The organism is Clostridium sp. UMB9555A (assembly GCF_030222355.1).
Taxonomy (GTDB): Bacteria; Bacillota; Clostridia; order Clostridiales; family Clostridiaceae; genus Sarcina; species Sarcina perfringens.
Genome location: NZ_JASORQ010000012.1, coordinates 1 through 25,402 on the forward strand (window position 1 = coordinate 1; position 25,402 = coordinate 25,402).

Here is a 25,402-nt window from a genome sequence, read left to right on the forward strand (position 1 = left end):
TACTCAACGTGTGCTGTGTTGATTGTGATTCCTCTTTCTTTTTCTTCTGGAGCTTTATCTATTTCATCGTATTTGAACGCTTCTGCTCCACCAGCTTGTGCTAAAACTGTTGTTATAGCTGCTGTTAAAGTTGTTTTACCGTGGTCTACGTGACCGATTGTTCCAATGTTAACGTGTGGTTTGCTTCTTTCAAATTTTGCTTTTGACATTGCAAATTCCTCCTTTAAAATTCAAATAAACTCTACCTAGCGTGTTGTATTTTCCTTATTTTGGATTGGAGCTCACGATCGGGATTGAACCGACGACCTCCGCCTTACCAAGGCGACGCTCTGCCGACTGAGCTACGTGAGCACCTTACATTCATTTAATTTACCTATGCCATAAAAATTTTACTACTAATAAAATTCTTTGTCAATACTTTTAAAAAATTGCATTATTTAATGTTTAAACATTTTTCAAGCTTTCTTTTTACACGTTGTAATGCATTATCTATAGATTTAGCTTCTCTATCTAAATCACAGGCAATTTCTTGATATGATTTACCATCTAAATAAGAATTTAATACCTCTAATTCTAGTTCAGAAAGCACACTATTAATTGCACTTTCTATTTTTTCAACCTCTTCTTTACCTATGACCAATGATTCGGGATCTGTAATTGTTATTCCTACTACAGTATCCAAAAGCGTTCTATCAGATTCTTCCTCGTAAATAGGTTTGCTTAAAGAAATATAAGTGTTTAATGGGGTATGTTTTTGCCTTGTTGCAGTTTTTATAGCAGTTATTATCTGCCTTGTAACACAAAGCTCTGCAAAACTTTTAAATGACGCAAACTTATCTGGATTAAAATCTCTTATTGCTTTATATAATCCAATCATCCCCTCTTGATATATATCTTCTTTATCTGCTCCTATAAGAAAATATGATTTAGATTTAGCTTTTACAAACTGCTCATACTTACTTATTACATATTCTTGAGCCATATTATCACCATTTTTAGCTAACATAACTATTTCTTTATCTGTTAAATCTTTAAATTCTTCATAATTATTGATTTTAGCCAAATCATAAGTAATCCCCATATTCTCTACACCCCCAGATAAAAATCTAATATCCAATAAATTACAAATAAATTATAAGGTTTATATATGACTTCGTCAATATTACCCTCTTCTCATTTTTTCTAATTTTTCTAATACACTTTCTTCTAAAGTATCGCCTAAAAAATTTTTACCTAATTCTAATTTATTTTTTTCTGCCTTTTTTCTAATGTTATCCTGAACTTTTAACACTTCATTGTAGAATTCAATAGATGACATTCTCACGGCCCCTCTTTGGAAAATAGTTTGTTGTTCTAACCTATCTGAGGTTACAACAACAATTTCTACTTTTCTTCCTAGTTCATCTACCATTCTTTCAATATATGCATCAGCAATTTCGCCTTCTTTTGTAAAGACAGTAATTATATTTCCAGATAACTCTTTGCTTTCAATATTTCCAGCAACCTTATGAGCATCAAAAACTAAATAAATTTTACAAGAGTTAAAAGCAGCATAATTTTCAAGCATTTCTGTAAGCTCTGTTCTTGCTATATCATAGCTATAATTTTTTGACTTTTTTAGATTAGGCCAACTATTTATAACATTATAACCATCTATAAATATAACTCTCATCTTATCACTCTTTTTCTACTTTATTATTCTTGATTTTAATACCTCATACATCATTATACCACCTGCAACTGAGGCATTTAAAGAATTTATTTTTCCAACCATTGGAATCTTAACTAACTTGTCACACTTCTTCTTAGTTAAGTTTGACATTCCTCTACCTTCACTACCGATTATTATTCCACAAGCACCTTTGAAGTTTGTTTCATAGCTATATTCTTCTCCAGCTATATCAGCTCCATATATCCATACATTGTTAGCCTTTAACTCTTCAATAGCATTATTTATATTAGTAACTTTTGCAATTTTCATATGTTCAATAGCTCCTACAGAAGCTTTATAAACAGTTCCAGTTACCCCAACATTTCTTCTCTTTGGAATTATGATACCATGTGCGCCACATAATTCTGCTGTTCTTACTATTGATCCTAAGTTATGAGGATCTTCTAATTCATCTAAAATAATTATAAATGGATCTTCATTTTTACTTTTAGCTAAATCTAATATATCTTCAACAGTACTATATTTAAAAGGAGTTATTTGTGCTATTACTCCTTGGTGAGCTTTAGTTTCGCTCATTAAGTCAAGTTTCTTTCTATCAACTTCTTTTACAACTATTTTCTTTTCTTTAGCTAATCCTAAAATTTTGTTTATTGAACCTTCCATTTTTCCATTAGCTATAAAGATTTGCTCTATAGTCTTATCTGACTTTAATAATTCTATAACAGCATTTCTTCCTTCTACTAAATCTTCTCTTACTTTAACTTCTTCTTCAGCGAAAGTTCTATTATTTCTAGCGTATTTTTCTTCTCTTGCTCTTTGTTCTCTTTCTAAAGCATACTTTTGCTTACGAGTTAATTGTTTATATTTATTTTCTGACTTTGTCATTTTGTTCTCTCCTTAAAAATTCCTATTTTCCAAGATATAATGTTCTCATCTCTTTAAGCTTTCCACAACACATTTTTCCTTCAGGACATGGACCTGCTACACAACTTGGACCTGCATTCTTAAATAATATTGGGGCAACCTTTTTAACTTCATTAACCATTTGTTCTGCCATAGTTCTTATTTCCCATTGAGCTCTATCACAACATCTATGATGGAAGAAGTTCATTAAACTTCTAGCATTCATAGTAAATACAATTTTTGTTTCACAAGCATTAGGGAAAACATATCTTGCATCCTCTATGGCTTTTTTCTCAGCTGGTTTTTCACCAATTCCTTCACTAATATATTTATCTTTTAATCTTTCAACTATTTCATCATATGCTTTTTGTGCACCTTGCATTTGGTCAATAAATATCTTTTTAGCAACTTCATCATTTTCTATAGCTGGTGGTACTATGTATTCAAATTGATCTAACTTAACATATCTTTGAGATTGCTGTGAGTAAGATGCTATTCTATGTCTAACTAACTGATGAGTTAAGCTTCTTGAAACTCCTTCTACTGCAAAAGTAAATGAAACATGCTCTATTGGTGACATATGACCATATGACATAAGCATATTTAAAAACTTTTCCGCGCCTTCATCAGTTAAATTTTCTAATATATCATCAACACCTACAGGACTATAGCATAATTTAGCCGCTGCTGCTATGGTCTTTTCTGGTTCTGGTGTATATTGTAATAATTTAACTTTTAACATTAATATTTCTCCTTCCTAAACGTGAACTTCTATACATTTCAATAAGAACTCATTTAATCTTTCTTCTTTTCCAGTAAGATATAAATAACCTACTAAAGCCTCAAATCCTGTTGCATTTCTATAATCTCTAACATTTGCATTTTTAGGCACTGTTGCTGACTTAGCATTTCTACCTCTCTTATAAATATAAAGTTCATCTTCCTTTAGCTCACCTTCTAAAGCATTTATTATGTCACTTTGTGCCTTAGCTTTTACATATTGTATTGCTTTAACATGTATTTTATGAGCTGATAAACCTGCATTTTCACTTAATATATAGTTTCTTATAAAAACTTCGTAAACTCCATCTCCTATTAAGGCTAATTGAAGTGGGTTTAACATTCTAGCTTCACTTTCTGAAAACTCTCTGTATAATAAATTCTTCAATATCTTATCTCCTTTTGTTTGAGCTTAATTTAAAAATCATATAGAATTTATTTATTTAAAACTATTAAACTACAAATTCAAATCTAATTCAATCAAAGATTTTAATAGGATTAAATTTAGATTTTTTTGAATTATTGAATTTACTTTTATTTTAATAGTTATAAAATAAAATTCTTTAAAATAATAACTTGCAAAAGAAAGCTCCTTTGCAAGTTTATTATCTAAATTATATCATCTTCCATCTAACACCTTGAAGTGTATCTTCTAAGACAATTCCTCTATCTTTTAATTCATCTCTTATTTTATCAGCTAAAGCAAAATCTCTATCTTTTCTAGCTTGTTGTCTTTCAGCTATTAAAGCTTCAATCTCTTCTTCTAGATTTCCTTTGGTTGATTTTTGGAACATTCCTAATGGCGCTCCTAATTCTCTTATTAACTCTAAAGCTTTTTTAGCTAATTCCTTTGATGAGTCAATTGTTATATTTGTATTAGTATCTTTTATTAAATCAAATATAGCCGTTATAGCATCTGCTGTATTAAAATCGTCATCCATTTTTTCAATATATTTTTCTTTATATTTGTTTAATGACTCTAAGTAAGCTTTTTCTTCCTCATTCATTTCTTCTCTAGAAACTTCATCTATTAAGTTTTCTAAGTTTCCTATAGCATTGTATATTCTTTCAACTGAAGCTTTAGCTGACTCTAATAAGTCTTCACTAAAGTTAAGTTGTTGTCTATAGTGAGCTGATAACATTAAAAATCTTATAACATCAGCATCATATCTTTCTAATATTTCTCTTGCAGTAAAGAAATTATTTAATGATTTTGACATTTTTTCATTATTTACATTAACAAAGGCTGAATGTAACCAATATCTTGCAAAAGGTTCACCTGTTAAAGCTTCACTTTGCGCTATTTCATTTTCATGGTGAGGGAATTTTAAGTCTGATCCACCAGCATGAATGTCTATAGTTTCACCTAATAATTTTTTAGCCATGCATGAGCATTCTATATGCCATCCTGGTCTTCCCATTCCCCACGGACTCTTCCAAGCTGGTTCACCTGGTTTTTGTGCTTTCCATATAGCAAAATCCATTGGATCTTTTTTTCTTTCATCAACACTTATTCTAGCACCTGATTGAAGATCTTCTATATTCTGTCCTGATAATTTTCCATATCCCTCAAACTTCTTAGTTGAGAAATAAACATCTCCATCAACTTCATAAGCATATCCTTTATCAACTAATCCCTTAACAAATTTTATTATTTCTCCAATAAATTCTGTAGCTCTTGGATTAACTGTAGCTCTTTCTATATTTAATGCATCTGCATCTTGGTAATACTCTTTTATATAAGTATCTCCAATCTTCTTTACAGTAGTGCCTTCTTCATTAGCCTTTTTTATCATCTTGTCATCTATATCTGTAAAGTTTTGAACAAAATCAACTTTGAATCCCCTGTATTCAAAATATCTTCTTATAGTATCAAAAACTATAAATGTTCTACCATTTCCTATGTGAAAAAAGTTGTACACAGTAGGACCACAAACATACATTTTAACTTCTCCTGGAGTTAAAGGAATGAATTCTTCTTTTTTCTTGTTTAAAGTATTATAAACCTTAATCACTACTTGACCCTCCTACCTTATATTAATTAGTAACTCACCCTATATTAAATAAGGTGAGCTCTATTATTATATTCTAATTATATACAATTCCGTTAATCTTATAAATTATAAAGATAAATTTGCTCTTTCAAATTCTTCTCTTACTCTATTATAAACTTCTTCTATAGATAAAGTCTCAACTTCTCCACCATTTCTAAGTTTAAATTCAACTTGACCTTCACCAATCATCTTTCCAACAGTTATTCTCATTGGAATTCCCATTAATTCAGAATCTTTGAATTTAACTCCTGCTCTTTCTTTTCTATCATCAAGTAGAGCTTCAACTCCCATTTTTCTTAATTCATTGTATATTTCTTCAGCTTTAGTTGCTTGTTCTTCATTTTTAACATTAGCTGGTATAACTGATACATGGTATGGAGCTACTTCTAATGGCCATATTATTCCGTTTTCGTCATTGTGTTGCTCTATTATTGAAGCTACAGTTCTTGTAACCCCTATTCCATAGCATCCCATTATAAATGGTTTAGCTTTTCCATCTTCATCAATAAATGTTGCACCCATAGACTCTGAATACTTAGTTCCAAGTTTGAATATATGTCCAACCTCAGTACCTCTTGAAATAGTTATTTCTTTTCCACACTCAGGACATTTTTCTCCTATAGTAACATTTCTAAAGTCACCAACTATTCCTTCAAAGTCTCTTCCATAGTTTACATTTTTTAAGTGCATATCAGTTTCATTAGCACCAATTATGAAGTTATACATATTAGCTACTTCTTGGTCAACTAATAACATATCTACTTTTATTCCCATAGGACCTGCAAATCCAACAGCTGCTCCAGTAGCTTCTTTAACAGTCTCTTCGCTTGCCATTTCTAATTCTATAACTTCTCCAATAGCATTAGCTATCTTAACTTCGTTAGCTTCTCTATCTCCTCTTAATACAACAGCAACAACTTTGTCATCAGCTTGGAATATTAAAGTTTTTGCTATTTTCTTTGGTGAGCATTCAAAGAATTTTGCTAAATCTTCAATTGATTTAACAGCTGGAGTTTCAACCTTTTCTACTTCCATTAACTCTTCTTTTTCTGCATGTTCTGGTGTTGATGGAGCTTTTTCTATGTTAGCTGCATAATCACAAGCTGTACAGAATACTACATCGTCTTCTCCAACTTCTGATTTAACCATAAACTCAGCTGAACCTGATCCACCTATAGCTCCTGAATCAGCTGCAACTGCCTTAGCATCTAATCCACATCTATTGAATATATTAACATATGCTTTTCTCATTTTTTCATATGCTAAATCTAATCCTTCTTGATCTTTGTCAAAGCTATATCCATCTTTCATTATGAATTCTCTTGATCTCATAACTCCAAATCTTGGTCTTCTTTCATCTCTATACTTAGTTTGTATTTGATAAAGATTTAATGGTAATTGCTTATATGACTTTATTTCATTTCTAACTATATCAGTAAATACCTCTTCGTGAGTTGGTCCTAAGCAAAAATCTCTGTTATGTCTATCTTTTAATCTAAACATTTCTGCTCCATAAGCATCCCATCTTCCTGATTCTTGCCATAACTCAGCTGGTATTAAAGCTGATGCTAAAAATTCTTGAGCACCTGCATTATTCATTTCTTCTCTTACTATATTTTTAACATTTTCTATAACCTTTAATCCTAAAGGCATATAGTTATAAATACCTGCAGCCATCTTTCTCATAAGCCCTGCTCTAAGCATAAGCTTGTGACTTTCTATTTCTGCTTCAGCTGGAACTTCTCTTAAAGTTCCTACTAACATATTTGACATTTTCATAATATATTACCTCCTCATAAGCTATTTATAATCTTAATATTTTAATTAATTTCATTTAAAAAATAAAAAAAGCTCTACCCTAAAAAACTTTAGGGCGAGCTTGTATTTCGCGGTACCACCTAAATTTGTACTCTATTCATTGTTAACGGTATTAAACCCGGTTAGTTTTTTGCTACGACTCCAAAGTAGGTTCAAAACATGTTGAAAATCTCTCAGCCTAGTATTTTCTCTCTGTATAAGCGTTTCTACTAATCTTTTTCACAGTCTTTACAACTATTAAATTTTCTTAAATCTTATAAAATTATATCCTTATAAAAATAACATGTCAATATACTGTCTCTATCTTGTGATCCTTACTTAACAAAATGTTCTGCTAATATTAAGTCTTCTGGTGTTGTAACCTTTATGTTTTTATAGTCACCTTCAAAAAGATAAACTTTTTCTCCTAAAAGTTCTACTATCATAGTATCATCCGTAACTTGAATCTTTTCATTTTTAACTTTGTCATGACCTTTTTTTATTAAATTATATTTAAAGCATTGTGGAGTTTGAACAGCTACTAAAGACGATCTATTTGGTGTATCTACAGAGAATCCTTCTAAGTTTTTAACTTTTATAGTGTCCTTTGGCATAACACCTGGAGCTGCTGCTCCAAACTCCCTAGAATATCTTATTCCGTCTTTTATTATTTTATTGCTTACAAAGGCTCTTGCTCCATCATGTATTAAAACAATATCACAATCTTTTATAGAATTTAATGCATTGTAAACTGAATCCTGTCTTTCCTTTCCACCTTCAATAATTTTAGATATTTTAAAATCAAATCTAGGTTCTATTTCTCTTTTAAAATAATCTATTTCATCCTTAGGTAGGACAAGAATTATTTCATCAATTCCTTTACACGCCTCAAAAGCTTTTAAAGTATAATATATTATAGGTTTTCCATTTATTTCAATGAATTGCTTACTAACTTCAGCACCCATTCTTTTTCCTTTTCCACCTGCTAATATTACGCTAACTACTTTTCCCATAATTAAATTCCTCTTAAGATTTATATTTAGCAAATATCATTCTTCCTGCTGCAGTTTGAAGTACTGAAGTTACAACTACTGTTATTTCTTTTCCCATGTACTTTCTACCACCTTCTACAACAATCATAGTACCGTCATCAAGATAAGCAACCCCTTGTCCAGATTCTTTTCCATCCTTTACAACAGTAAGAGTCATCTCTTCTCCTGGTAATACTACTGGCTTAATTGCATTTGCTAATTCGTTTATATTTAATACTGGAACACCCTGAAATTCAGCCACTTTATTTAAGTTATAATCATTTGTTACAACCTTACCATTCAATTTTTGTGCTAATTTTAGAAGTTTAATATCAACCTCTGCTATTTCTGGGAAATCACCTTCCCACATGATTACTTCTATCGGAAGCTCTTTTTGGATTTTATTTAATATATCTAATCCTCTTCTTCCTCTTGTTCTTTTTAAAGAATCTGAACAATCTGAGATGTGTCTTAATTCATCAAGAACAAAAGTTGGAATTACTAAAGCCCCCTCTATGAAACCAGTTTGACATAAATCAAAGATTCTACCATCAATTATTACAGATGTATCTAAAACCTTTGGAGTAGCCTCATTCTTCTTGTTAGAAGAATTCTTTGTTTTCTTTTCTTTAGATTGATTTTTTCTAAAATTCTCAAAGTATCCTGTAATATCTTCTCTTTTCTTAACAGCTATATCAGCTCCTATAACCATAGCTATTATGTTTATGATAACTGACACAATAGGTCCTAGCATGTCATTTAATCCACTTAAAAAGCTACTTAATGGCAACGTTATTACTAAAGCTAATAATAAAGCTACTATGGCTCCCCCAGCTCCAAATATTATTTCGCTTGGAGATAATTTAGATATTCCTTTTTCTATAAATGTTATAAGTTTTCTTATAGCTTTATAAATAAAAGGAGAAAGAATAAATAAAATGATTCCAAAAACAGCAATTAAAATTACATAAAATGATACCTTAAAAAAAATGTTTGTTAGATATTCATTGCCTATAGCACTTTTTCTTATTCCGTCTGCTAAAACAAATCCAATCAACAACCCTAAAATAGTGAAAATTACTCTGAAAATTTTCTTTATCACAAACTCACCTCCTATATAATTATTGACATGTTTAGTTTTTATCATTCATAGTTGTAAAATATTTATAATATATTTTCTTAATTATACCATATTGAAGCACTTTAATACTTACAAATATTGTTTAATTATTATAATTAATAAATTACCCCCTATAAATCTTTTTAAATTTGATTTATATTAAAGTCAAGTTAACAAGCTAATTAGTTTTTAACATATATTTAGTTTTGCAACCTAAATCATTTGACAAATATAACCAAAAAATTCTATAATTACTATAGGGTCAAAGATTAGTATATAAGGAGTGAAACACTATGAAGGACGTAATTTTTGACGATTTTCAAAATAGCGTTAATAATTCTTTACTTAGACACAAAAGCATATTAGATATATTGAGTAAATATCAAGAATCTCAAGCAAGAGCTAGCAGAGCTATATGCAAAGCCGTTACAAATTGCGGTTGCATAGAGATTTGTGCTAAAAAACAGAATATGCTAGAGGATACTGACCTATCCTTAGAAGAACTTAACCCACGCTTAAGTTCTCATATAAAAGGTGACTTATGCGAAAATTGCAGAGAAGTTATAGAACGTGAACTTGGAAACAATCTTTTCTATTTAACTTCACTATGTAATGCACTGGATCTAAACCTATTTGATATCTTATTAAAAGAATATAACAAAATGGATACTTTAGGTAAATTTACTTTTAGATAAATATTAAGTGCCATATTTATATGGCACTTCTTTTTATAAATTTTTATTTAAAGCAACTTGTTCTCTTATTCTTCTTAACCCATTTTTTATTGCTCTAGCTCTAGCTTCTCCAATTCCTTCTACTTGATCTAATTCTTCATTGCCAGCTTCAAGAATATATTTAAGCTTTCCAAAATGTCCTACTAAGTTTTCTATTACATTTGAAGGTATTCTTGGTACCTTATTTGATATTCTATACCCTCTTGGTGACACTAATGTGTCAATTAAAGATTTTCCTACATATCCTAATTCTTTTGCTATTATATCTAAATCTAATAAATCTTCAGCTGATAACTCTTGAATTTCTTTGTAGACATCATTATATTCCATCTTGTCATAGCAATAATCTCTTATTAAAAGGACTCCATCTTGTTCTATACTTCTTACTAATTCATTTAATTGCATAGAAATAAGTCTTCCCTCATTTCCTAGCTCAATAATGTAACCCTCTATCTCTTCAACTATTCTCATTACCATTTCAGTTCTCTGTATAGCTGTAGTTACATCAAAAAGAGTTGCTAGGTCTTGAAACTCAAGTATGTTAAGATTATTAGTTACTCTTTCAAGTACAGCTACATACTTCTCAAGTGTTTGTATAGCCTGATTTGCTTTACTTAATATAACTGCACTATCCCTTAAAACATATTTTATGTCACCTTTATAAACAGTAATTATATTTCTTCTTTGTGATATAGCTATTGCTATTTTATTTGTTTGCTTTGCAACCCTTTGAGCAGTTCTATGTCTTGTTCCTGTTTCAAAAGTACTTATAGATTGATTTGGCATAAGCTGAGCATTTGCGTAGAGTATTCTTTTTCTATCTGAAGTAAGTACTAATGCTCCATCCATCTTAGCAAGCTCATATATATATGCTGGACTATATTCAGAATTTATGTTAAATCCACCATCTACTAAATCTAATATTTCTTCATTATCCCCTAATACTATAAGTCCTCCTGTTTTGGCTCTAAGTATATTATCTAATCCTTCCCTTAAAGAAGTACCTGGACTCATTATTTTTAATATTTTTTTTAACTCATCATCATGTACAGTTCTCATTTACTCACACCTATCCATCTTAAAATATCTTTCCTATTGCTTCCCTTACAGTTTTTACTCCTATAAGGTTTAATTTACTTCCCTTTAATTTTTCTAAACTTCTATAAGGAACAACTGCATTTAAAAATCCCATTTTTTCTGCTTCATTTAATATTCTGTCACAATTTGATATTGGTCTTATTTCACCTGTTAACCCAACCTCGCCTACAACAACTAATTTTTCTAAGCTAGCTGCTTTACCTTTAACAGAGGATACAAGTGAAATAGCAATTCCTAAGTCTGCTGTAGTACCTTCTATTTCAAGTCCTCCTACTACATTTACATAAACATCAGTATTATAAAAAGGAACTCTTAATTTTTTTTCTAATACAGCTAATATTAAACTTAACCTTGAATTTTCTACTCCTACAGAGGTTCTTCTAGGCATAACTGCTTTTGTTTCAGATGCTAATGATTGTATTTCCACAAGAATAGGTCTAGTTCCTTCCATGACTCCAATTACCACTGACCCTTCTTGATTAAAACTAGTGTCCTCTAAAAACATGCTAGATGGATCATAAACCTGCATTAATCCCTCTCCACGCATTTCAAAAACACCTATTTCAGCCGTAGTACCAAATCTATTTTTCATGGTTCTTAATATTCTAAATTCTTCAGTTCTTTCCCCTTCAAAGGATAATACAGTATCAACCATGTGTTCTAATACTCTTGGTCCTGCTAAATCCCCTTGCTTAGTAACGTGAGCAACTATAAATAAAGGAATATTTTTTCCTTTAGCAATTCTCATTACAGCATTTGAGCATTCCTTAACCTGTGAAACACTTCCTGGTGCTGAAGAAACTGTTTCTCTATAAATTGTTTGTATTGAATCTATTATTATGAAAGCTGGTTCAAGTTTATCTATATATGCTTCTATTACATCAAGATTAGTTTCGGAAACTATATAAAGTTCTTCTGCATCAACTTTTAATCTGTCTCCTCTTATTTTTATTTGTTCTTCTGATTCTTCCCCAGAAACATATAAAACTTTCCCATATTTTTTTGAAATATTATTGGCTGTCTGTAAAAGAAGTGTAGATTTACCTATCCCAGGATCACCAGATATAAGTGTAAGTGACCCCTTAACAAGTCCTCCACCTAATACTCTATTTAATTCACCAATTCCAGTATCATATCTTTCCTTTTCACCTGACTTAATTTCTTTTATCTTTTTAAGCTCACCAATTTGTCTTTCAACCTTAGGAGAAGATTGATTACTCTTAGTATCTCTAATCTCTTCAACTAAAGTATTCCAATTATTACATTCTGGACATTTTCCCATCCATTTAGGTGTTTCATATCCACAATTTTGACATACATATATGCTTCTAACCTTTGCCACTTTACCAACTCCATATTTCTTCATTTTACGTACAAATCTAATTATTTCCTAATATATCCTTAAATAATCATATCATATCATTATAACTAATCACATACTTATTTATTACTATTTTCTTAAAAAGATTCATGTAAAAGATTTAATAATAATTATTAGAATAAAAATAAAAAACTGTTTGTAAATTTAAGCATTTAAATAATGCTTTTTATCTACAAACAGTCTTCTTATATATTAATCTAAGATAGTAATAACTATTTTAATAATTTAGCTGCATCTTCATCAACTATTAATATGACATCTCTATGCATTTGTAACATAGTAGCTGGAATTTCAGTTGTTATTTTTCCACTCATCATTGCCTTAACAACTTCAGCCTTTCCTTCTCCACTTGCTATAACCATTATTTTTTTAGCCTTCATTATTCCACCAAGTCCCATAGTTATAGCTTTTCTTGGTACATCATCAATTGAATCAAAGAATCTTGCATTTGCTTCTATAGTTGATTCTTTAAGATCAGTTAAGTGAGTTCCTACACTTAAAGCTTCTCCTGGCTCATTAAATCCTATGTGTCCATTTGCACCTAATCCTAGTAATTGAAGGTCAATTCCTCCCATGTCTTGAATTCTATCATCATATGACATGCATTCTTCTTCAACATTTTCTGCTAATCCATTAGGTACGAATGTATTATTTTTATCTATGTTTATGTGGTCAAATAAGTTTGTATTCATAAAGTATCTATAACTTTGATCATGATCCCCTGCTAACCCAACATATTCATCTAAATTTATACTTGTAACTTTTGAGAAATCTAATTCTCCTTCGTTGTACATTCTAATAAGCTCTTTATACATTCCAACTGGAGTTCCACCAGTAGCTAATCCTAAAACAATTTCAGGATTTCTTTTTATATCTTCAGCCATTTCTTTAGCTGCAACTTTACTCATTTCCTCATAATTCTTAGTAACGATTAATCTCATTTCAATTTCCCCTCTCTTTTAGAAATATTAATTTCTAATATATATTTATCTGATCTATAAATTGCATCTTCAACGTAAATTATTTCGCCTTCTGAATTTAAAGCTGTATTATGACTTTTTAAAAGAGGTACTTGTTTATCAACATTAAATAAAACTTTTAGCTCATCATCCATTATTACAGCTGCTAAAGATGATTCTGTACTTTCTATAATATGTCCCTTTTCTTCTAATAACTTAAATAAGGACCCCTCTAGATCATCTCTAGTCACAAAGCCACAATATTCACAAGGAATATAAACAACCTCATTAGCAACAGCTTCACCATCAACTAATCTTAATCTATTTATTTTATATATTTTTTCCACATCAAAAGTATCTGCTAATTCTTCAGGGGTATTAATAACTTCAAAATCTATAACTTTAGTTATTAAACTTCTTCCCGCTTTTTTAATAATTTCTGAGAAACTCATCATATCTTCTTGCTTTACTTTAGGTTCACATACGAAGGTTCCTTTTCCTTTTTCTCTAACAAGAAGACCTTCTTGTACTAGTTCTCCTAAAGCCTGTCTGACAGTCATTCGACTTACTCCATAAGCCTCTGTTAACTCTCTTTCGCTTGCTATACACTGTCCTACTTGCCAAGTGCCATCTGCTATCTTTTCTTTTATCATCTCTTTTAATTGGTAATACACAGGTATAGGACTATTTTTATCTATCATGATTTCTCCTCCTAATTAAATTATACTCAACTGGTTCTAACTTGTCTAGACCACTATACATTCTTTTTGTAATAATTTCATATTTAGTCTATGTTATATTTTATCATTTATCATTAAATATTTTCCACTTTTATCAATACTAATGAATATCTATTGAAATTTTATCAAATACTATAAATAAAAATTAGGAGGGATTCCATTGAACTTAAATGATAAATTTAGTAATAACTCTACTGTTTATGAAAATCCATTGCATTCTTCTAATACTGCCCTAACTAGTTTATCTTCTTTTATTAACAACAATGAAGATACAATGCATAATTTAATATTTAATGACCATTTAAATGATGATCAAATTAAATAATTATTTTTTATTGATTTAAATCACATATTTTATACACTTTTAATACTTAAAATAAAGATATATTAAAAATTAATTCGCATAGGAGATGATAATATGGTAAAGGTTTATTCAACAAACTCTTGTCCATGGTGCGTTAAAGCAAAACAATATCTTAAATCAAAAAATGTTGAATTTGAAGATTTAAACGTACAAACAGATATGGTTGCTAGAGAAGATATGCTTAAAAAGAGTAAACAAATGGGTGTTCCTGTTTTAGATATAAATGGAACTATTATAGTTGGTTTCGATAAAAATGCTATAGATAAAGCTTTAAATGAATAGGAACATAGGAATAGAGAGATGTTTTTACATCTCTCTATTTTTTTGCAATAAAAAGGCTACAAGTAGAAATTTACTTGTAGCTTTTTAGGTATAGGTTGAAATAAATAATAATTATAAAACTATTATCTTATTGTAATTACTGTTGCCTTAGGTCTAGACATTGCTTCTATTGAATATCTTATACCTTGAGTTCCCATACCAGAAGATTTTACTCCTAAGAATGGGAAGTGGTCTGGTCCTCTTTCAGTCTTATTGTTAACATGAACAGTACCAACTTCTAATTTATTAGCAATATAAAATGCTTCATTTATATCTCTAGTAAATACTGATGATTGTAATCCATATTTAGATGCATTAGCTATTTTTATAGCTTCATCCTTATCATTTATTCTTATGATAGGTAAAACTGGTCCAAAAGGCTCTTCCCATGCTAATCTCATGTCTGTAGTAACATTATCAAATAAAGTAGCTTCTATTAAGTTACCTTCTCTATGTCCTCCACAAACTAAAGTAGCACCTTTTTCTTTTGCATCATCAATAAGTTCCATAACAAAGTCAGCTGCTTTATTATCTATAAGCGGAACTATTGTTACATCTTCTACTTCTAATGGATTTCCCATTTTTAATTTGCTTATTTTTTCTTTTAATTTCTCTACTAATTTATCTGCAACTGAATTCATTACTAATATTCTCTTTACTGCAGTACATCTTTGTCCTGAGTAAGAATATCCACCAGCAATTATATTATTAACAGTTAAATCTAAATCTGCATCCTCTAAAACTATAGCAGCATCCTTACCACCTAGTTCCATAAGAAGAGGCTTCATAACTGTTATTTCTGAAATTCTTCTTCCTACCTCTGTGCTTCCAGTGAAGTTTATGAAGTCTATTTTATCATGAGTTACACAATAGTCTCCTATTTCACTTCCTCTTCCAGTAATAGTATTTAAAACTCCTCCTGGAAGACCTGCATCATGGAACATTTTAGCTAAGAATAAAGCTGATAAACTTCCTTGAGTAGCAGGTTTAAGAACAACACTGTTTCCAGCTACTATAGCAGGTGCTATTTTTGATGCTGATAAATTTACTGGATAGTTAAAAGGTGATATTGCTAATACAACCCCTAAAGGTTCTCTTGTTACCACAGATATTTTACTTCTATTAAATCCTGGGAAGTTATCTGATGGTATACTTTCCCCATCCATACTCTTTGCAGCATCAGCTGTAAATCTTATATAGTCAGCTGTTCTGCTAACTTCTGATAAAGCACTCTTTTTGTCCTTAGCAACTTCTCTTATCATTATGTTTGCTAATTCCTCTTTATGCTCTTCTAATAAATCTGCAGTTTTATAAAGCACATGTGCTCTTTCATTTAAAGGAACTTCATTCCATGATTTTTGCGCTTTTTCTGCATTATCAATAATTTTATTCACATCTTCTTTAGAAAGACTTTGTATTCTTCCAACTAAACTACCATCTAAAGGTGATTTTATATCTATTAGTTTATCTGATTTGTTTTCATAGAAATTACCACCCATAAAGTTATAAAAAATATTTTCTTTAGTATTCATTGAGAATCACCTTCTACTATCTTATTTTTTCTATTGCAGCATCAATTTTCTGCTTATCAAAACCAACTATAACTTCTTCTCCTATAACAGCTACTGGTACTGATCTTTGTCCTGAAACTTCTAAAACTTCATTTCTATCTTCCTTACCATCTGCAACTGTTATTGTTTCGTATTGAACACCTAATTTTTCTAAATATTTTTTTAATTTATTACATGGTCCACACCATTCAACTGAATATACTTTTACCATACTTATCTCTCCTTTATTTCTGAAATATATTTTTCTGCATGTAAGGCTGCTATAGTTCCATCTGAAACGGCGGTAGTTATTTGTCTAAACATTTTTTCTCTAACATCTCCCGCTACATAAACACCCTTAACATTAGTTCTCATGTTTTCATCGCCTTCAATATAACCATTTTCTTTAACATTTATATATTCTCTAAACATAGATGTCTTAGGTTCCGTTCCTATATATCCAAAGACTCCATTTATAGCAATTTCTTTTTCTTCTCCAGTTTTAGTATTTTTTATTCTTGCAGCTTCAACAAACTCTCCACCTAGAACATCAACTAAATCCCAGTTATACATTATTTCAATATTTTCCTTATTACTTGCAGCCTCTAAAGTCTTAGCTTCTGCACGGAAATAATCATATCTTCTTATAACAATTACCTTCTTAACAATATTAGATAGGTATAGAGCTTCTTCTAAAGCAGCATTTCCGCCACCTACAACGGCAACAACCTCATCTTGATAAACTGCTCCATCACATACTGCACAGTAATGTACACCCTTACCTAGATATTTACTTTCACTTGGAATTGGTAATTTCTTAGGTGTAGCACCTGTAGCTATTATTACAGCCTTTGGCTTATATATATAATCTCCAGTCTCTATGATTTTTTCATCATCTTTTAATGAGACATTTTCTATAAAATCAAATTCATCTATTATAGCTCCACAAGCCTCTGCTTGCGCTTGGATTCTATCAGCAAGATCATTTCCTGTTATCTCTGTAAATCCAGGATAGTTTTCAACTGTATAAGTTGATCTTACTTGCCCTCCAACTAAATTATCTTCTAAAACTAAAGTACTTAATTTTGCTCTTGAAGCATATATTGCAGATGTCAATCCTGCTGGACCTGCTCCAATTATTATTAAATCTAATTCTTTTATTTCTTTATCCATACTAACACTCCTTACTGAGGTTAAATTTATTATTTGTATTATATGATATATTATTCGATGTACCCCCTTAGGGTACCTATTTTTATTAATTATACTCCTTGTTAAACAATTTTTCAATAATAATTATTATTAATTATATTTTTTCTTTGTTTTATTTTTTATTCTAACAAAAAAACTCTATTATATTCTGAAATTTAGAATACAATAGAGAATATCTTTTACTTTCTTTTTTTATATCCTTTAACTTTTACTTTTTTATCTTTAAATACTGTATTAATTCCATCAATAGTTCTTTTTTCTACATAAGTAAATAATAATATTATTCCAATTAATATTACTATAGTCGATGAACCCCACTTACTAGCATTTAAAAATACAGAAATTAACAAGACACCTAATAAAGCTATAGGTAATGCTAAGCTTTTACTTGCTTCATTCTTTTCTTTTTCTGTCATATTTTGAATTGCAACATCTTGAACTTTAAAAAGCTTTAATTTTTGTTTTTTCCAAACAGAAAAAGCTATTGAAAAACATAATAGTCCTATAAAAACACATATTAGCTCCATAAAATTCCCCCAAACCAACTTTTAATAAAAAAAAATAAGATCATATATATCTTACCATATATAACCTTATTTAACATTATAATCAAATAATTTTTTTGAATTTTACAACATCATCTTCTAAGAAAACCTGTACCTGTGATCCTCTTAATATATTTCCACTTAAAAGTTCTTCACTTAGTCTATCTTCAATATATTTAGTTATAACTCTCCTAAGTGGACGTGCTCCATATTTTAATTCAGTTCCTTTTTTAACCAAGAATTCTTTGCATTCTTGAGAAAAATCCAAAGAAAGTTGTAAATCATTTAGTCTTTCTTTTAAGGAACATATCATAAGATCAACAATTTTTAAAAGATGATCTTTTTCTAGATTATGGAATACAACTATGTCATCTAACCTATTTACAAATTCTGGTTTAAAATTCTGTTTAAGCTCTTCTAACATAATTCCTTTCATTTTATCATAATCTCGTTCCTTATCCTCTTTAGCACTAAATCCAACTGCATTTTTCTTATCTAATTTATCTGCTCCAATATTTGAAGTCATTATGATTATTGTATTCTTAAAATCTACTGTTTTACCTTTTCCATCTGTAAGAACACCATCTTCTAATATTTGAAGAAGAACATTAAATATATCTGGATGTGCTTTCTCTATTTCATCAAAAAGTATTACTGAGTAAGGATTTCTTCTTACCTTTTCTGTAAGCTGCCCACCCTCTTCATATCCTACATATCCTGGAGGAGCTCCAATCAGTCTAGATACACCATGCTTTTCCATATATTCAGACATATCAAGCCTAATAAATTTATTCTCATCACCAAACATAGCCTCTGCTAAAGCCTTACAAAGTTCCGTTTTCCCTACCCCAGTAGGACCTAAAAAAGCAAAGGATCCAATAGGCCTCTTAGGATCTTTAAGTCCTACTCTTGATCTTCTTACAGCCTTTGATATAGTTCTTATTGCTTCTAACTGTCCTATAACTCTTTTACTAAGCTTTTCTTCTAGCTTAAGAAGCCTACTTGATTCTTTCTCTGTAAGCCTTTCTACTGGTATCTGAGTCCACTTTGAAACAACCTTTGCAATATGTTCTTTATTAACTTCATAGATTTTATTATAATTTTCTTCTCTCCAAAGTTCCTTATCTCTCTCAAGTTCTTCCTGTAAAATTAATTCTTCATCTCTTAGCTTTGCAGCTAATTCAAAGTCTTGTAATTTTATAGCTTCTTCTTTTTCAATTTTCAAGTTAGCTATTAATTCTTCCTGCTTAAAAAGTCTAGGAGGAACAATCATACTTTCTATTCTTACCTTAGCTGCAGCCTCATCTATTAGATCTATTGCCTTATCAGGTAGAAATCTATCTGTTATATATCTACTTGATAAATTAACAGCTGCCTCTATAGCTTCATCTGTTAATTTTACATTGTGATGTACTTCATACTTTTCTCTTAATCCCTTTAATATTAATACGGAATCTTCTTTACTAGGCTCTTTTACAACTACTGGTTGGAATCTTCTCTCTAAAGCAGAATCCTTTTCTATATTTTTTCTATATTCATCAGTTGTTGTTGCACCTATACATTGTATTTCACCTCTTGCTAAAGCTGGTTTTAATATATTTGATGCATCTATAGCACCTTCTGCTCCACCAGCACCAACAATATTATGCATTTCATCTATAAAGAGTATTATATCATCTGAATCTTTCACCTCATTTAGAACCTTTTTAAGTCTTTCCTCAAATTCTCCCCTATATTTTGCTCCAGCTAGCATAGAAGTAACATCTAAGGTAAATATTCTTTTATCCTTAATAATATCTGGTACTTCACCTAATAGAATTCTTTGAGCTAAGCCCTCCACAACAGCAGTTTTTCCTACTCCAGGTTCTCCTATTAAACAAGGATTGTTTTTCATTCTTCTACAAAGTATTTCTAAAAGTCTTTGAGTTTCATCTTTTCTTCCTATTACAGGATCAAGTTTATTTTTATCTGCCTTTTCTATTAAATTTATACCATAAAGATTTAATGTAGGAGTATCTTTTCTTTTTGGTTTTTCCTTTTCTTTAACACTTCTACTTTCCTTACTTGGAATTCTACCTAGTATGTTATTTAACTTATCACTTATATTTTTTATATCATTTTTTACTATTTTAGTTAGAATTAAATTAGCTACACCTTCTTTTTCTTTTATTAAGGCTGATAATATGTGTTCTGGTCTTGAAATACTATGACCATGTTCATTAGCAATTTCAACACTTCTCTCTAAAATCTTTTTGCATCTAGGTGTAAAAGGCACCTCATCTAAACTATAATTTACCTCTCCAATTCCAACATATAGCTTAATAAAACTAAGTACCTTTTCTTCAGTTACATTACTTTCTTCCAAAATTTTAGAACATTGTCCATTTTCATTAATTAATCCTATTAATAAATGCTCTGTTCCCATGTAGCCGTGTTTTAGCATTAAAGAACTTTCTTTTCCCTTATTGATTACTATTTTGGAATTTTCATTAAAATTATCAAGACGCATCTTTTACCTCCCAATACCCTATAATTATGTGTTTAAAGCATTTCTAATAATTTTGGCCCTTTCTATTTTCAAACTTTGTATATCTCTCTTTTTAATTGATGAGTTATTTATGATATCAGGTTGAATTTCAATCATAGCAGAATTTACTGATTTTAAAGTAAGATCTTCTATAATTCCTAACTCAACTCCTAACCTTACATAAGATAAATATTTTAAAGCTTCATCCCTATCTATTGAATAGGTATTTCTCAAAATTCCTAAGGCTCTTAAAATATCATCTTTTAATTCAATATACTCATCCTCTGAAAGATTATCTCTTTGGTTTTTCTCTCTTAAAATTAATTTATTAGTAATAGCTATAAGAGAATCTAAAATATCTTTTTCTGACATTCCTAAAGTCTTAATATTAGATACTTCATAAATATTGCCAACATCTTTACTTCCTGAATTGTATATACTCTTTAGAGTAATTCCTTCTTCCTTTAGAGCATTTTTTATTATTCTTATTAAATTCTTTGAACTTAAAAGTGGTAAATGTATAAATACTTTTGCTCTTAAAGCTATTCCTAAATTTTTTATATTTGATGTTAAGTAACCTAATTCAGAATCAAAGGAATAGTTTATTTTTTCTTCAATTAAGTCATCTAATTTATCTACCTTAGAATACACTTCTCTTAAACTTAATCCACTATTTGTACATTCTATCCCAATATGCTCTTCTTCATTCAGTAATATATTAAATTCTCCATTTTTATTCATTACTAAAATAACATTATCCTTATTTTCAAAGTATTTTATTAAGCCAAAATTTTCTTTGTAGTAATCTATTATTTTTTCTTCACCGTCTTTTAATTTAACTACATAACATTTATCCAAAATATCAACTTCTTTCAAGTGTCCTAAAACTAATCTTGAAAGATCATTAAATTCCTCTTCATTTAACATCTTAGTAAATTTAATTCCTTTTATGTTTCTTAAAATTTTAACTTTTGACGCAATTACTATACTATTATCTAAGGGGCTAATCCATTGAACCACTATTACTATCCTCCCTTATACTTTCTTTTAAATCATGTATTTTCTTCTTAGTAATAATAGCTTCTTCATATTCCTCTTTTAGTATATTAATTTTAAATTTTTCTTGTAAATTTAAGATTTCTAATTTCTTCAAATTCCTTTTTATTGTTTTAGGTTGTTTCCCTCTATGATTTATCTCTGCTTCTTCTAAATTTAATAAAAATATTATTCTATTTTTAAATATCTCATAGCATTTTTCACATCCTAGGAAATTATCCTCTTCAAAATCAGAAAATCTTGTTCCACAATTTTTACATACTAAAGCTTTATCCTTAACCCTCTCTTCAATGCACTCTATATAAGTGTTTAAATCTAATAAAAAATCTTCTAAATTTATCTCCTCATCTTCTAGTGTAAGGCTCATTATTTCAATTGCACATTTATCACAAAGCATTAAGCTTTCTTTTTTCCCCTTAGTACTTTTTAATAATTGTATTGTTGCATTATTTTTATTACAACTCTCACAAAGCAAAATTTTCAACTCCCATAAATTACTTAAGCAATACCATAAGCAAAGCCTTAAAAATATCTGCCCTTGTTTCATTTATATTCTTAGAACTCTGAAGGGTTCTATCATTTATTGCAACCTTAGTAAGATTTGCTGCTTTCTCATCTATGATATTATGTTCAAGTAAATTATCTACAATGGCAGCTGCATTATGGTATGTAATCCCTGTACCTATCTCATCATAAATTAAATCTCTTCTATCAGCATGAACTTCATGAATTACTTTTTTTATTACAATGTATCCACCACCGCCTCTTCTACTTTCAATTAAATATCCTTTTTCATAAGTAAATCTAGTTGTTAAAACATAATTTATCTGTGATGGTGCACACTTAAACTTATCAGCTAACTCATTTCTTCTTATTATTAAATTGTTATCTTCTGTTTGGTCTAATAAATCCTTTAGAAAATATTCTATTGAATCTGACAATTTAGCCATATATATCACTCCTCAAAATTTGACCTTTACTGACCTTAATACACAATATATATTAATACATTTGACATACTTAATCAATGTAATACACTTATTCATCTATTATTTTTATTTAAATCTCCTTAAATAAATTCAATTCAAATAAATTATTCTTATATTTTATGTTTATTTATATTATATGTGTCAATAATATAAATAATTTTTATAGGAGGCTTTTTAATGAATATTTATTGGTTAGGTCATTCTTGTTTTTTAATAAAAACTAATCTTGGAAAACGTATATTAATGGATCCATTTGATATAGATATAGGATATATTCCCTATAAGGGTGATGTGGACTTAGTTACTATAAGCCATATGCACTTCGATCATAATTGTACAAAATACATTAATGATGAAGCAAAAGTATTAACAGACTTAGTTGATTATCAAAATACCTTTTGCAAAGTTAAATCATATTTATCTTTTCATGATGATTGCTTTGGATTAAAACGTGATAAAAACTTCATATTTAAAATTCTTTGTGATGACATAACACTTTGTCACTTAGGAGATTTAGGTCATATACTTTCTTCTAAAGTTATAAAGCAACTAGGCCATATAGATATATTATTTGTTCCTGTAGGAGAACATTTAACTATTTCTGTAGAAAACCTAAAAAAAGTAATCATAGATATAAATCCTCGTTACGTTATTCCAATGCATTATAAAACTGCAAAATTAAGTTTTTATTTAAACACTATAGATAAATTTCTAATGGAAATGAAAGGTTTTAAAATAACTCATGATCAGGTTTTATCAGTAAATTCTGAATCACTTCCTGAAAATACTACAATAAAAATATTAGAACTAATTTCTGAAGATATGATATAAAAGACTATATACAAACTCCATTACTTAGGAATTTGATATAGTCTTTTTCTTTAGTGAAAATCTTCTAAATCAACCTCTATTGTTTCTTTTCCATGGTGAGATAAGTATTTATTTATAACAGGGATTACTACATCTAAATGTTGAGTAAAATCTACTATAATATCACCTTCTTTGGCCATTGATATTGCCTTTTTGATAGCTTCTTCTTCATCTATTATTGATAATACTTCTACTGATTTATTTTCAACTTCATTTATTCCACTTTTTATTAAATTAGTTATTTCTAGTTCCTCTCTTCCCCTTCTATCAAAGGTTTCTTTTATTATAATAGTATCTGAATTTTTTCCTGCTATTTTTCCTAATTCTTTTATATATTCATCAAGCCTATCTCCTGGTGATGAAACTATAGAAATTATCTTATTTCTTTTGATCTTATTAGCTAGGTAAAATAATTCCTCAAAGGCTTCTGGATTATGACCATAGTCCAATATAATCTTAAAATTTTCAAGTTCAATTATGTTTTGTCTTCCAATATTGTTATAGACATCACACTTTATATTTTTTAAGGAATTTACTACTTCTTCTAAGTTTTTATGCACTTCATATATAGCAGCTATAGATACCAAAATATTATTTATATTAGTTTTTGAATTACCATTATGAGTAAACTTAAAATCTTTTATATTAGAGATTATATTTTTATCTTTACCATCAAAAAATATTATATTTTCATCCTCTACGAACCAAGCTTCCTTACCATTTTTCATGTGTTTTTCAATATATTCATTCTTTTTAAAATTAAATAAAACCAAGTTTTCTTTTGTTTGTAAAACTTCATATAGCTTTGGCTCTGCCTTTATTATTACTTTTCCTTCAGGTAAAACCTCTCTAGTTGTAATTAGTTTTATATCTAGTAAATCATTAATATCTTTTATACCATCTACCCCTATGTGTCCTCTGACAATGATGTTATTATAGCAACCTTAGAATTTTTAAATCCTAATCCCTTTCTTAAAATCCCCCCTCTAGCAGTCTCTAAAACCCCAACTTCAACCTGTGTATTTGTAAGAACCTTTTTAGCACTATAAAAACCTGTAGTATCTCCCTTCTTTACAAACTCATTATTTATAATTATTCCACCAGTCATAGCCAATCCAGAGAAATATCCTAAATTCTCAAAACCTTTGTATATTAATCTTGAAGTAGATGTTTTCCCATTAGTTCCTGTTATAGACACTATAGGAATAACTCCATTATTTATTAAATCCAGATTATAATTTTTATTTTCATAATCCTCTTTACTTATTCTCTTAGAATTTACTCCATACCCTACTATTATCTCATCATCCTCTTTAAAGAAATCTATTTTTTTCTTAGAACACTCTTCTAATAAGTTATACTCCCAAATACGTTGCTTTTTAGCTACTGCTTCATTTAATAATTTATCTGCACTTACTCCCTCTATTAAGCTTTCAATTATAAATAAAGCTAATTCCTTATTAGAGTAAGTTAACCACGCACATCCTCCAAACTCATTATATATAACTTCTTTTAAGGTACCTTCCATATTCATCTTTCTACATATGAACTCATAATCACTTATTAACCAATATAATCTTTTTCTTTCAGATTCCTCTATGTCTATAAATATAAGGTTTTCTTCTCCCTTTATATTTCTCCCCTCTAGAACTCTTAAATCCTTGAGTTTCAAATCACTCACCCTTCCTACCATTTTTTA

Annotated in this window: 28 protein-coding genes and 1 tRNA gene; 4 read left to right on the plus strand and 25 right to left on the minus strand. The window is 29.4% G+C overall.

The features are described 5' to 3' along the window. The 11 genes from QP548_RS15740 to QP548_RS15790 all read right to left on the minus strand — a co-directional run. On the minus strand, positions 1-209 hold a 209-nt coding region (locus QP548_RS15740), incomplete at its 3' end, for a GTP-binding protein (RefSeq protein WP_271840478.1). Between the two features lie 66 nt (positions 210-275). Continuing rightward, a tRNA-Thr gene (locus QP548_RS15745) sits at positions 276-351 on the minus strand. Between the two features lie 82 nt (positions 352-433). After that, positions 434-1,081: an RNA polymerase sporulation sigma factor SigH gene (gene sigH, locus QP548_RS15750; RefSeq protein WP_061429241.1), complete on the minus strand. Its 648-nt coding sequence runs from the start codon at positions 1,079-1,081 to the stop codon at positions 434-436. Positions 1,082-1,162: 81 nt separating this feature from the next. Next, positions 1,163-1,672, minus strand: a complete 510-nt coding sequence (locus QP548_RS15755; protein ID WP_003459316.1) for an NYN domain-containing protein — start codon at positions 1,670-1,672, stop codon at positions 1,163-1,165. 15 nt (positions 1,673-1,687) lie between these two features. After that, positions 1,688-2,557 carry a 23S rRNA (guanosine(2251)-2'-O)-methyltransferase RlmB gene (gene rlmB / locus QP548_RS15760; RefSeq protein ID WP_061429242.1) on the minus strand — a complete coding sequence of 290 codons (870 nt, stop codon included), beginning with the start codon at positions 2,555-2,557 and terminating at the stop codon, positions 1,688-1,690. Positions 2,558-2,579: 22 nt separating this feature from the next. Beyond that, positions 2,580-3,317, minus strand: coding sequence for an FAD-dependent thymidylate synthase (gene thyX, locus QP548_RS15765; protein WP_061429243.1), 738 nt, complete (start codon positions 3,315-3,317; stop codon positions 2,580-2,582). 15 nt (positions 3,318-3,332) lie between these two features. Beyond that, positions 3,333-3,743, minus strand: coding sequence for a Mini-ribonuclease 3 (locus tag QP548_RS15770; protein ID WP_003469621.1), 411 nt, complete (start codon positions 3,741-3,743; stop codon positions 3,333-3,335). A 226-nt stretch (positions 3,744-3,969) separates the two neighbouring features. Beyond that, complete coding sequence (cysS, locus tag QP548_RS15775) at positions 3,970-5,367, minus strand: cysteine--tRNA ligase (protein WP_061429465.1); 1,398 nt, start codon at positions 5,365-5,367, stop codon at positions 3,970-3,972. A gap of 108 nt (positions 5,368-5,475) precedes the next feature. Next, on the minus strand, positions 5,476-7,188 hold the full coding sequence (locus tag QP548_RS15780; protein ID WP_061429244.1) for a proline--tRNA ligase: 1,713 nt from the start codon (positions 7,186-7,188) through the stop codon (positions 5,476-5,478). 353 nt (positions 7,189-7,541) lie between these two features. Next, positions 7,542-8,219, minus strand: coding sequence for a 2-C-methyl-D-erythritol 4-phosphate cytidylyltransferase (gene ispD / locus QP548_RS15785; protein ID WP_061429466.1), 678 nt, complete (start codon positions 8,217-8,219; stop codon positions 7,542-7,544). Positions 8,220-8,232: 13 nt separating this feature from the next. Then, positions 8,233-9,339: a PIN/TRAM domain-containing protein gene (locus QP548_RS15790; RefSeq protein ID WP_061429245.1), complete on the minus strand. Its 1,107-nt coding sequence runs from the start codon at positions 9,337-9,339 to the stop codon at positions 8,233-8,235. 311 nt (positions 9,340-9,650) lie between these two features. Here QP548_RS15790 and QP548_RS15795 point away from each other — a divergent pair, with 311 nt between their 5' ends. Beyond that, positions 9,651-10,052: a hypothetical protein gene (locus QP548_RS15795; protein ID WP_003459340.1), complete on the plus strand. Its 402-nt coding sequence runs from the start codon at positions 9,651-9,653 to the stop codon at positions 10,050-10,052. Positions 10,053-10,085: 33 nt separating this feature from the next. On the opposite strand, the gene disA is transcribed toward QP548_RS15795, so the two are convergent. The 4 genes from disA to QP548_RS15815 form a co-directional block, all read right to left on the minus strand. Next, positions 10,086-11,150: a DNA integrity scanning diadenylate cyclase DisA gene (disA, locus tag QP548_RS15800; protein WP_003452233.1), complete on the minus strand. Its 1,065-nt coding sequence runs from the start codon at positions 11,148-11,150 to the stop codon at positions 10,086-10,088. A gap of 19 nt (positions 11,151-11,169) precedes the next feature. Next, on the minus strand, positions 11,170-12,531 hold the full coding sequence (radA, locus tag QP548_RS15805) for a DNA repair protein RadA (protein ID WP_003479244.1): 1,362 nt from the start codon (positions 12,529-12,531) through the stop codon (positions 11,170-11,172). Positions 12,532-12,782: 251 nt separating this feature from the next. Continuing rightward, complete coding sequence (nagB, locus tag QP548_RS15810) at positions 12,783-13,511, minus strand: glucosamine-6-phosphate deaminase (RefSeq protein ID WP_061429246.1); 729 nt, start codon at positions 13,509-13,511, stop codon at positions 12,783-12,785. Then, positions 13,508-14,230 (minus strand): GntR family transcriptional regulator, encoded by a 723-nt coding sequence (locus QP548_RS15815; protein ID WP_061429247.1) that lies wholly within the window; start codon positions 14,228-14,230, stop codon positions 13,508-13,510. Before QP548_RS15815 ends, nagB begins: the two co-directional genes overlap by 4 nt. Positions 14,231-14,429: 199 nt before the next feature. On the opposite strand from QP548_RS15815, the gene QP548_RS15820 reads away from it, so the two are divergent. Then, a complete protein-coding gene (locus tag QP548_RS15820) occupies positions 14,430-14,594 on the plus strand; it encodes a hypothetical protein (RefSeq protein ID WP_003459343.1) in 165 nt (54 codons plus the stop codon). Positions 14,595-14,687: 93 nt separating this feature from the next. Continuing rightward, positions 14,688-14,915: a glutaredoxin family protein gene (locus QP548_RS15825; protein WP_003452255.1), complete on the plus strand. Its 228-nt coding sequence runs from the start codon at positions 14,688-14,690 to the stop codon at positions 14,913-14,915. A gap of 122 nt (positions 14,916-15,037) precedes the next feature. On the opposite strand, the gene QP548_RS15830 is transcribed toward QP548_RS15825, so the two are convergent. The 8 genes from QP548_RS15830 to QP548_RS15865 all read right to left on the minus strand — a co-directional run bounded on the left by QP548_RS15830 (position 15,038) and on the right by QP548_RS15865 (position 22,794). Then, positions 15,038-16,486 carry an NADP-dependent glyceraldehyde-3-phosphate dehydrogenase gene (locus QP548_RS15830; RefSeq protein WP_061429248.1) on the minus strand — a complete coding sequence of 483 codons (1,449 nt, stop codon included), beginning with the start codon at positions 16,484-16,486 and terminating at the stop codon, positions 15,038-15,040. 16 nt (positions 16,487-16,502) lie between these two features. Then, positions 16,503-16,736 carry a glutaredoxin family protein gene (locus QP548_RS15835; RefSeq protein WP_003452243.1) on the minus strand — a complete coding sequence of 78 codons (234 nt, stop codon included), beginning with the start codon at positions 16,734-16,736 and terminating at the stop codon, positions 16,503-16,505. A gap of 2 nt (positions 16,737-16,738) precedes the next feature. Beyond that, positions 16,739-17,677, minus strand: coding sequence for a thioredoxin-disulfide reductase (gene trxB, locus QP548_RS15840; protein ID WP_003452248.1), 939 nt, complete (start codon positions 17,675-17,677; stop codon positions 16,739-16,741). A gap of 218 nt (positions 17,678-17,895) precedes the next feature. Next, positions 17,896-18,243, minus strand: a complete 348-nt coding sequence (locus QP548_RS15845; RefSeq protein WP_061429249.1) for a hypothetical protein — start codon at positions 18,241-18,243, stop codon at positions 17,896-17,898. Positions 18,244-18,325: 82 nt separating this feature from the next. Further along, a complete protein-coding gene (locus tag QP548_RS15850) occupies positions 18,326-20,770 on the minus strand; it encodes an ATP-dependent Clp protease ATP-binding subunit (protein ID WP_061429250.1) in 2,445 nt (814 codons plus the stop codon). A 24-nt stretch (positions 20,771-20,794) separates the two neighbouring features. Then, entirely contained in the window at positions 20,795-21,808 is a 1,014-nt protein-coding gene (locus QP548_RS15855; protein WP_061429251.1) for a protein arginine kinase, read from the minus strand. Then, positions 21,792-22,319 carry a hypothetical protein gene (locus QP548_RS15860; protein ID WP_061429252.1) on the minus strand — a complete coding sequence of 176 codons (528 nt, stop codon included), beginning with the start codon at positions 22,317-22,319 and terminating at the stop codon, positions 21,792-21,794. The genes QP548_RS15855 and QP548_RS15860 overlap by 17 nt, the downstream gene beginning before the upstream one ends. A gap of 19 nt (positions 22,320-22,338) precedes the next feature. Further along, positions 22,339-22,794, minus strand: a complete 456-nt coding sequence (locus QP548_RS15865; RefSeq protein WP_003452250.1) for a CtsR family transcriptional regulator — start codon at positions 22,792-22,794, stop codon at positions 22,339-22,341. Between the two features lie 216 nt (positions 22,795-23,010). Between QP548_RS15865 and QP548_RS15870 the strand changes: the two genes are divergently transcribed. Continuing rightward, complete coding sequence (locus tag QP548_RS15870) at positions 23,011-23,664, plus strand: MBL fold metallo-hydrolase (RefSeq protein ID WP_061429253.1); 654 nt, start codon at positions 23,011-23,013, stop codon at positions 23,662-23,664. 50 nt (positions 23,665-23,714) lie between these two features. On the opposite strand, the gene QP548_RS15875 is transcribed toward QP548_RS15870, so the two are convergent. Together QP548_RS15875 and QP548_RS15880 are read right to left on the minus strand one after the other, a co-directional pair. Further along, on the minus strand, positions 23,715-24,476 hold the full coding sequence (locus QP548_RS15875; protein WP_236907311.1) for a glutamate ligase domain-containing protein: 762 nt from the start codon (positions 24,474-24,476) through the stop codon (positions 23,715-23,717). A 134-nt stretch (positions 24,477-24,610) separates the two neighbouring features. Beyond that, a complete protein-coding gene (locus tag QP548_RS15880) occupies positions 24,611-25,375 on the minus strand; it encodes a Mur ligase family protein (RefSeq protein ID WP_236907312.1) in 765 nt (254 codons plus the stop codon). Positions 25,376-25,402: the final 27 nt, after the last annotated feature.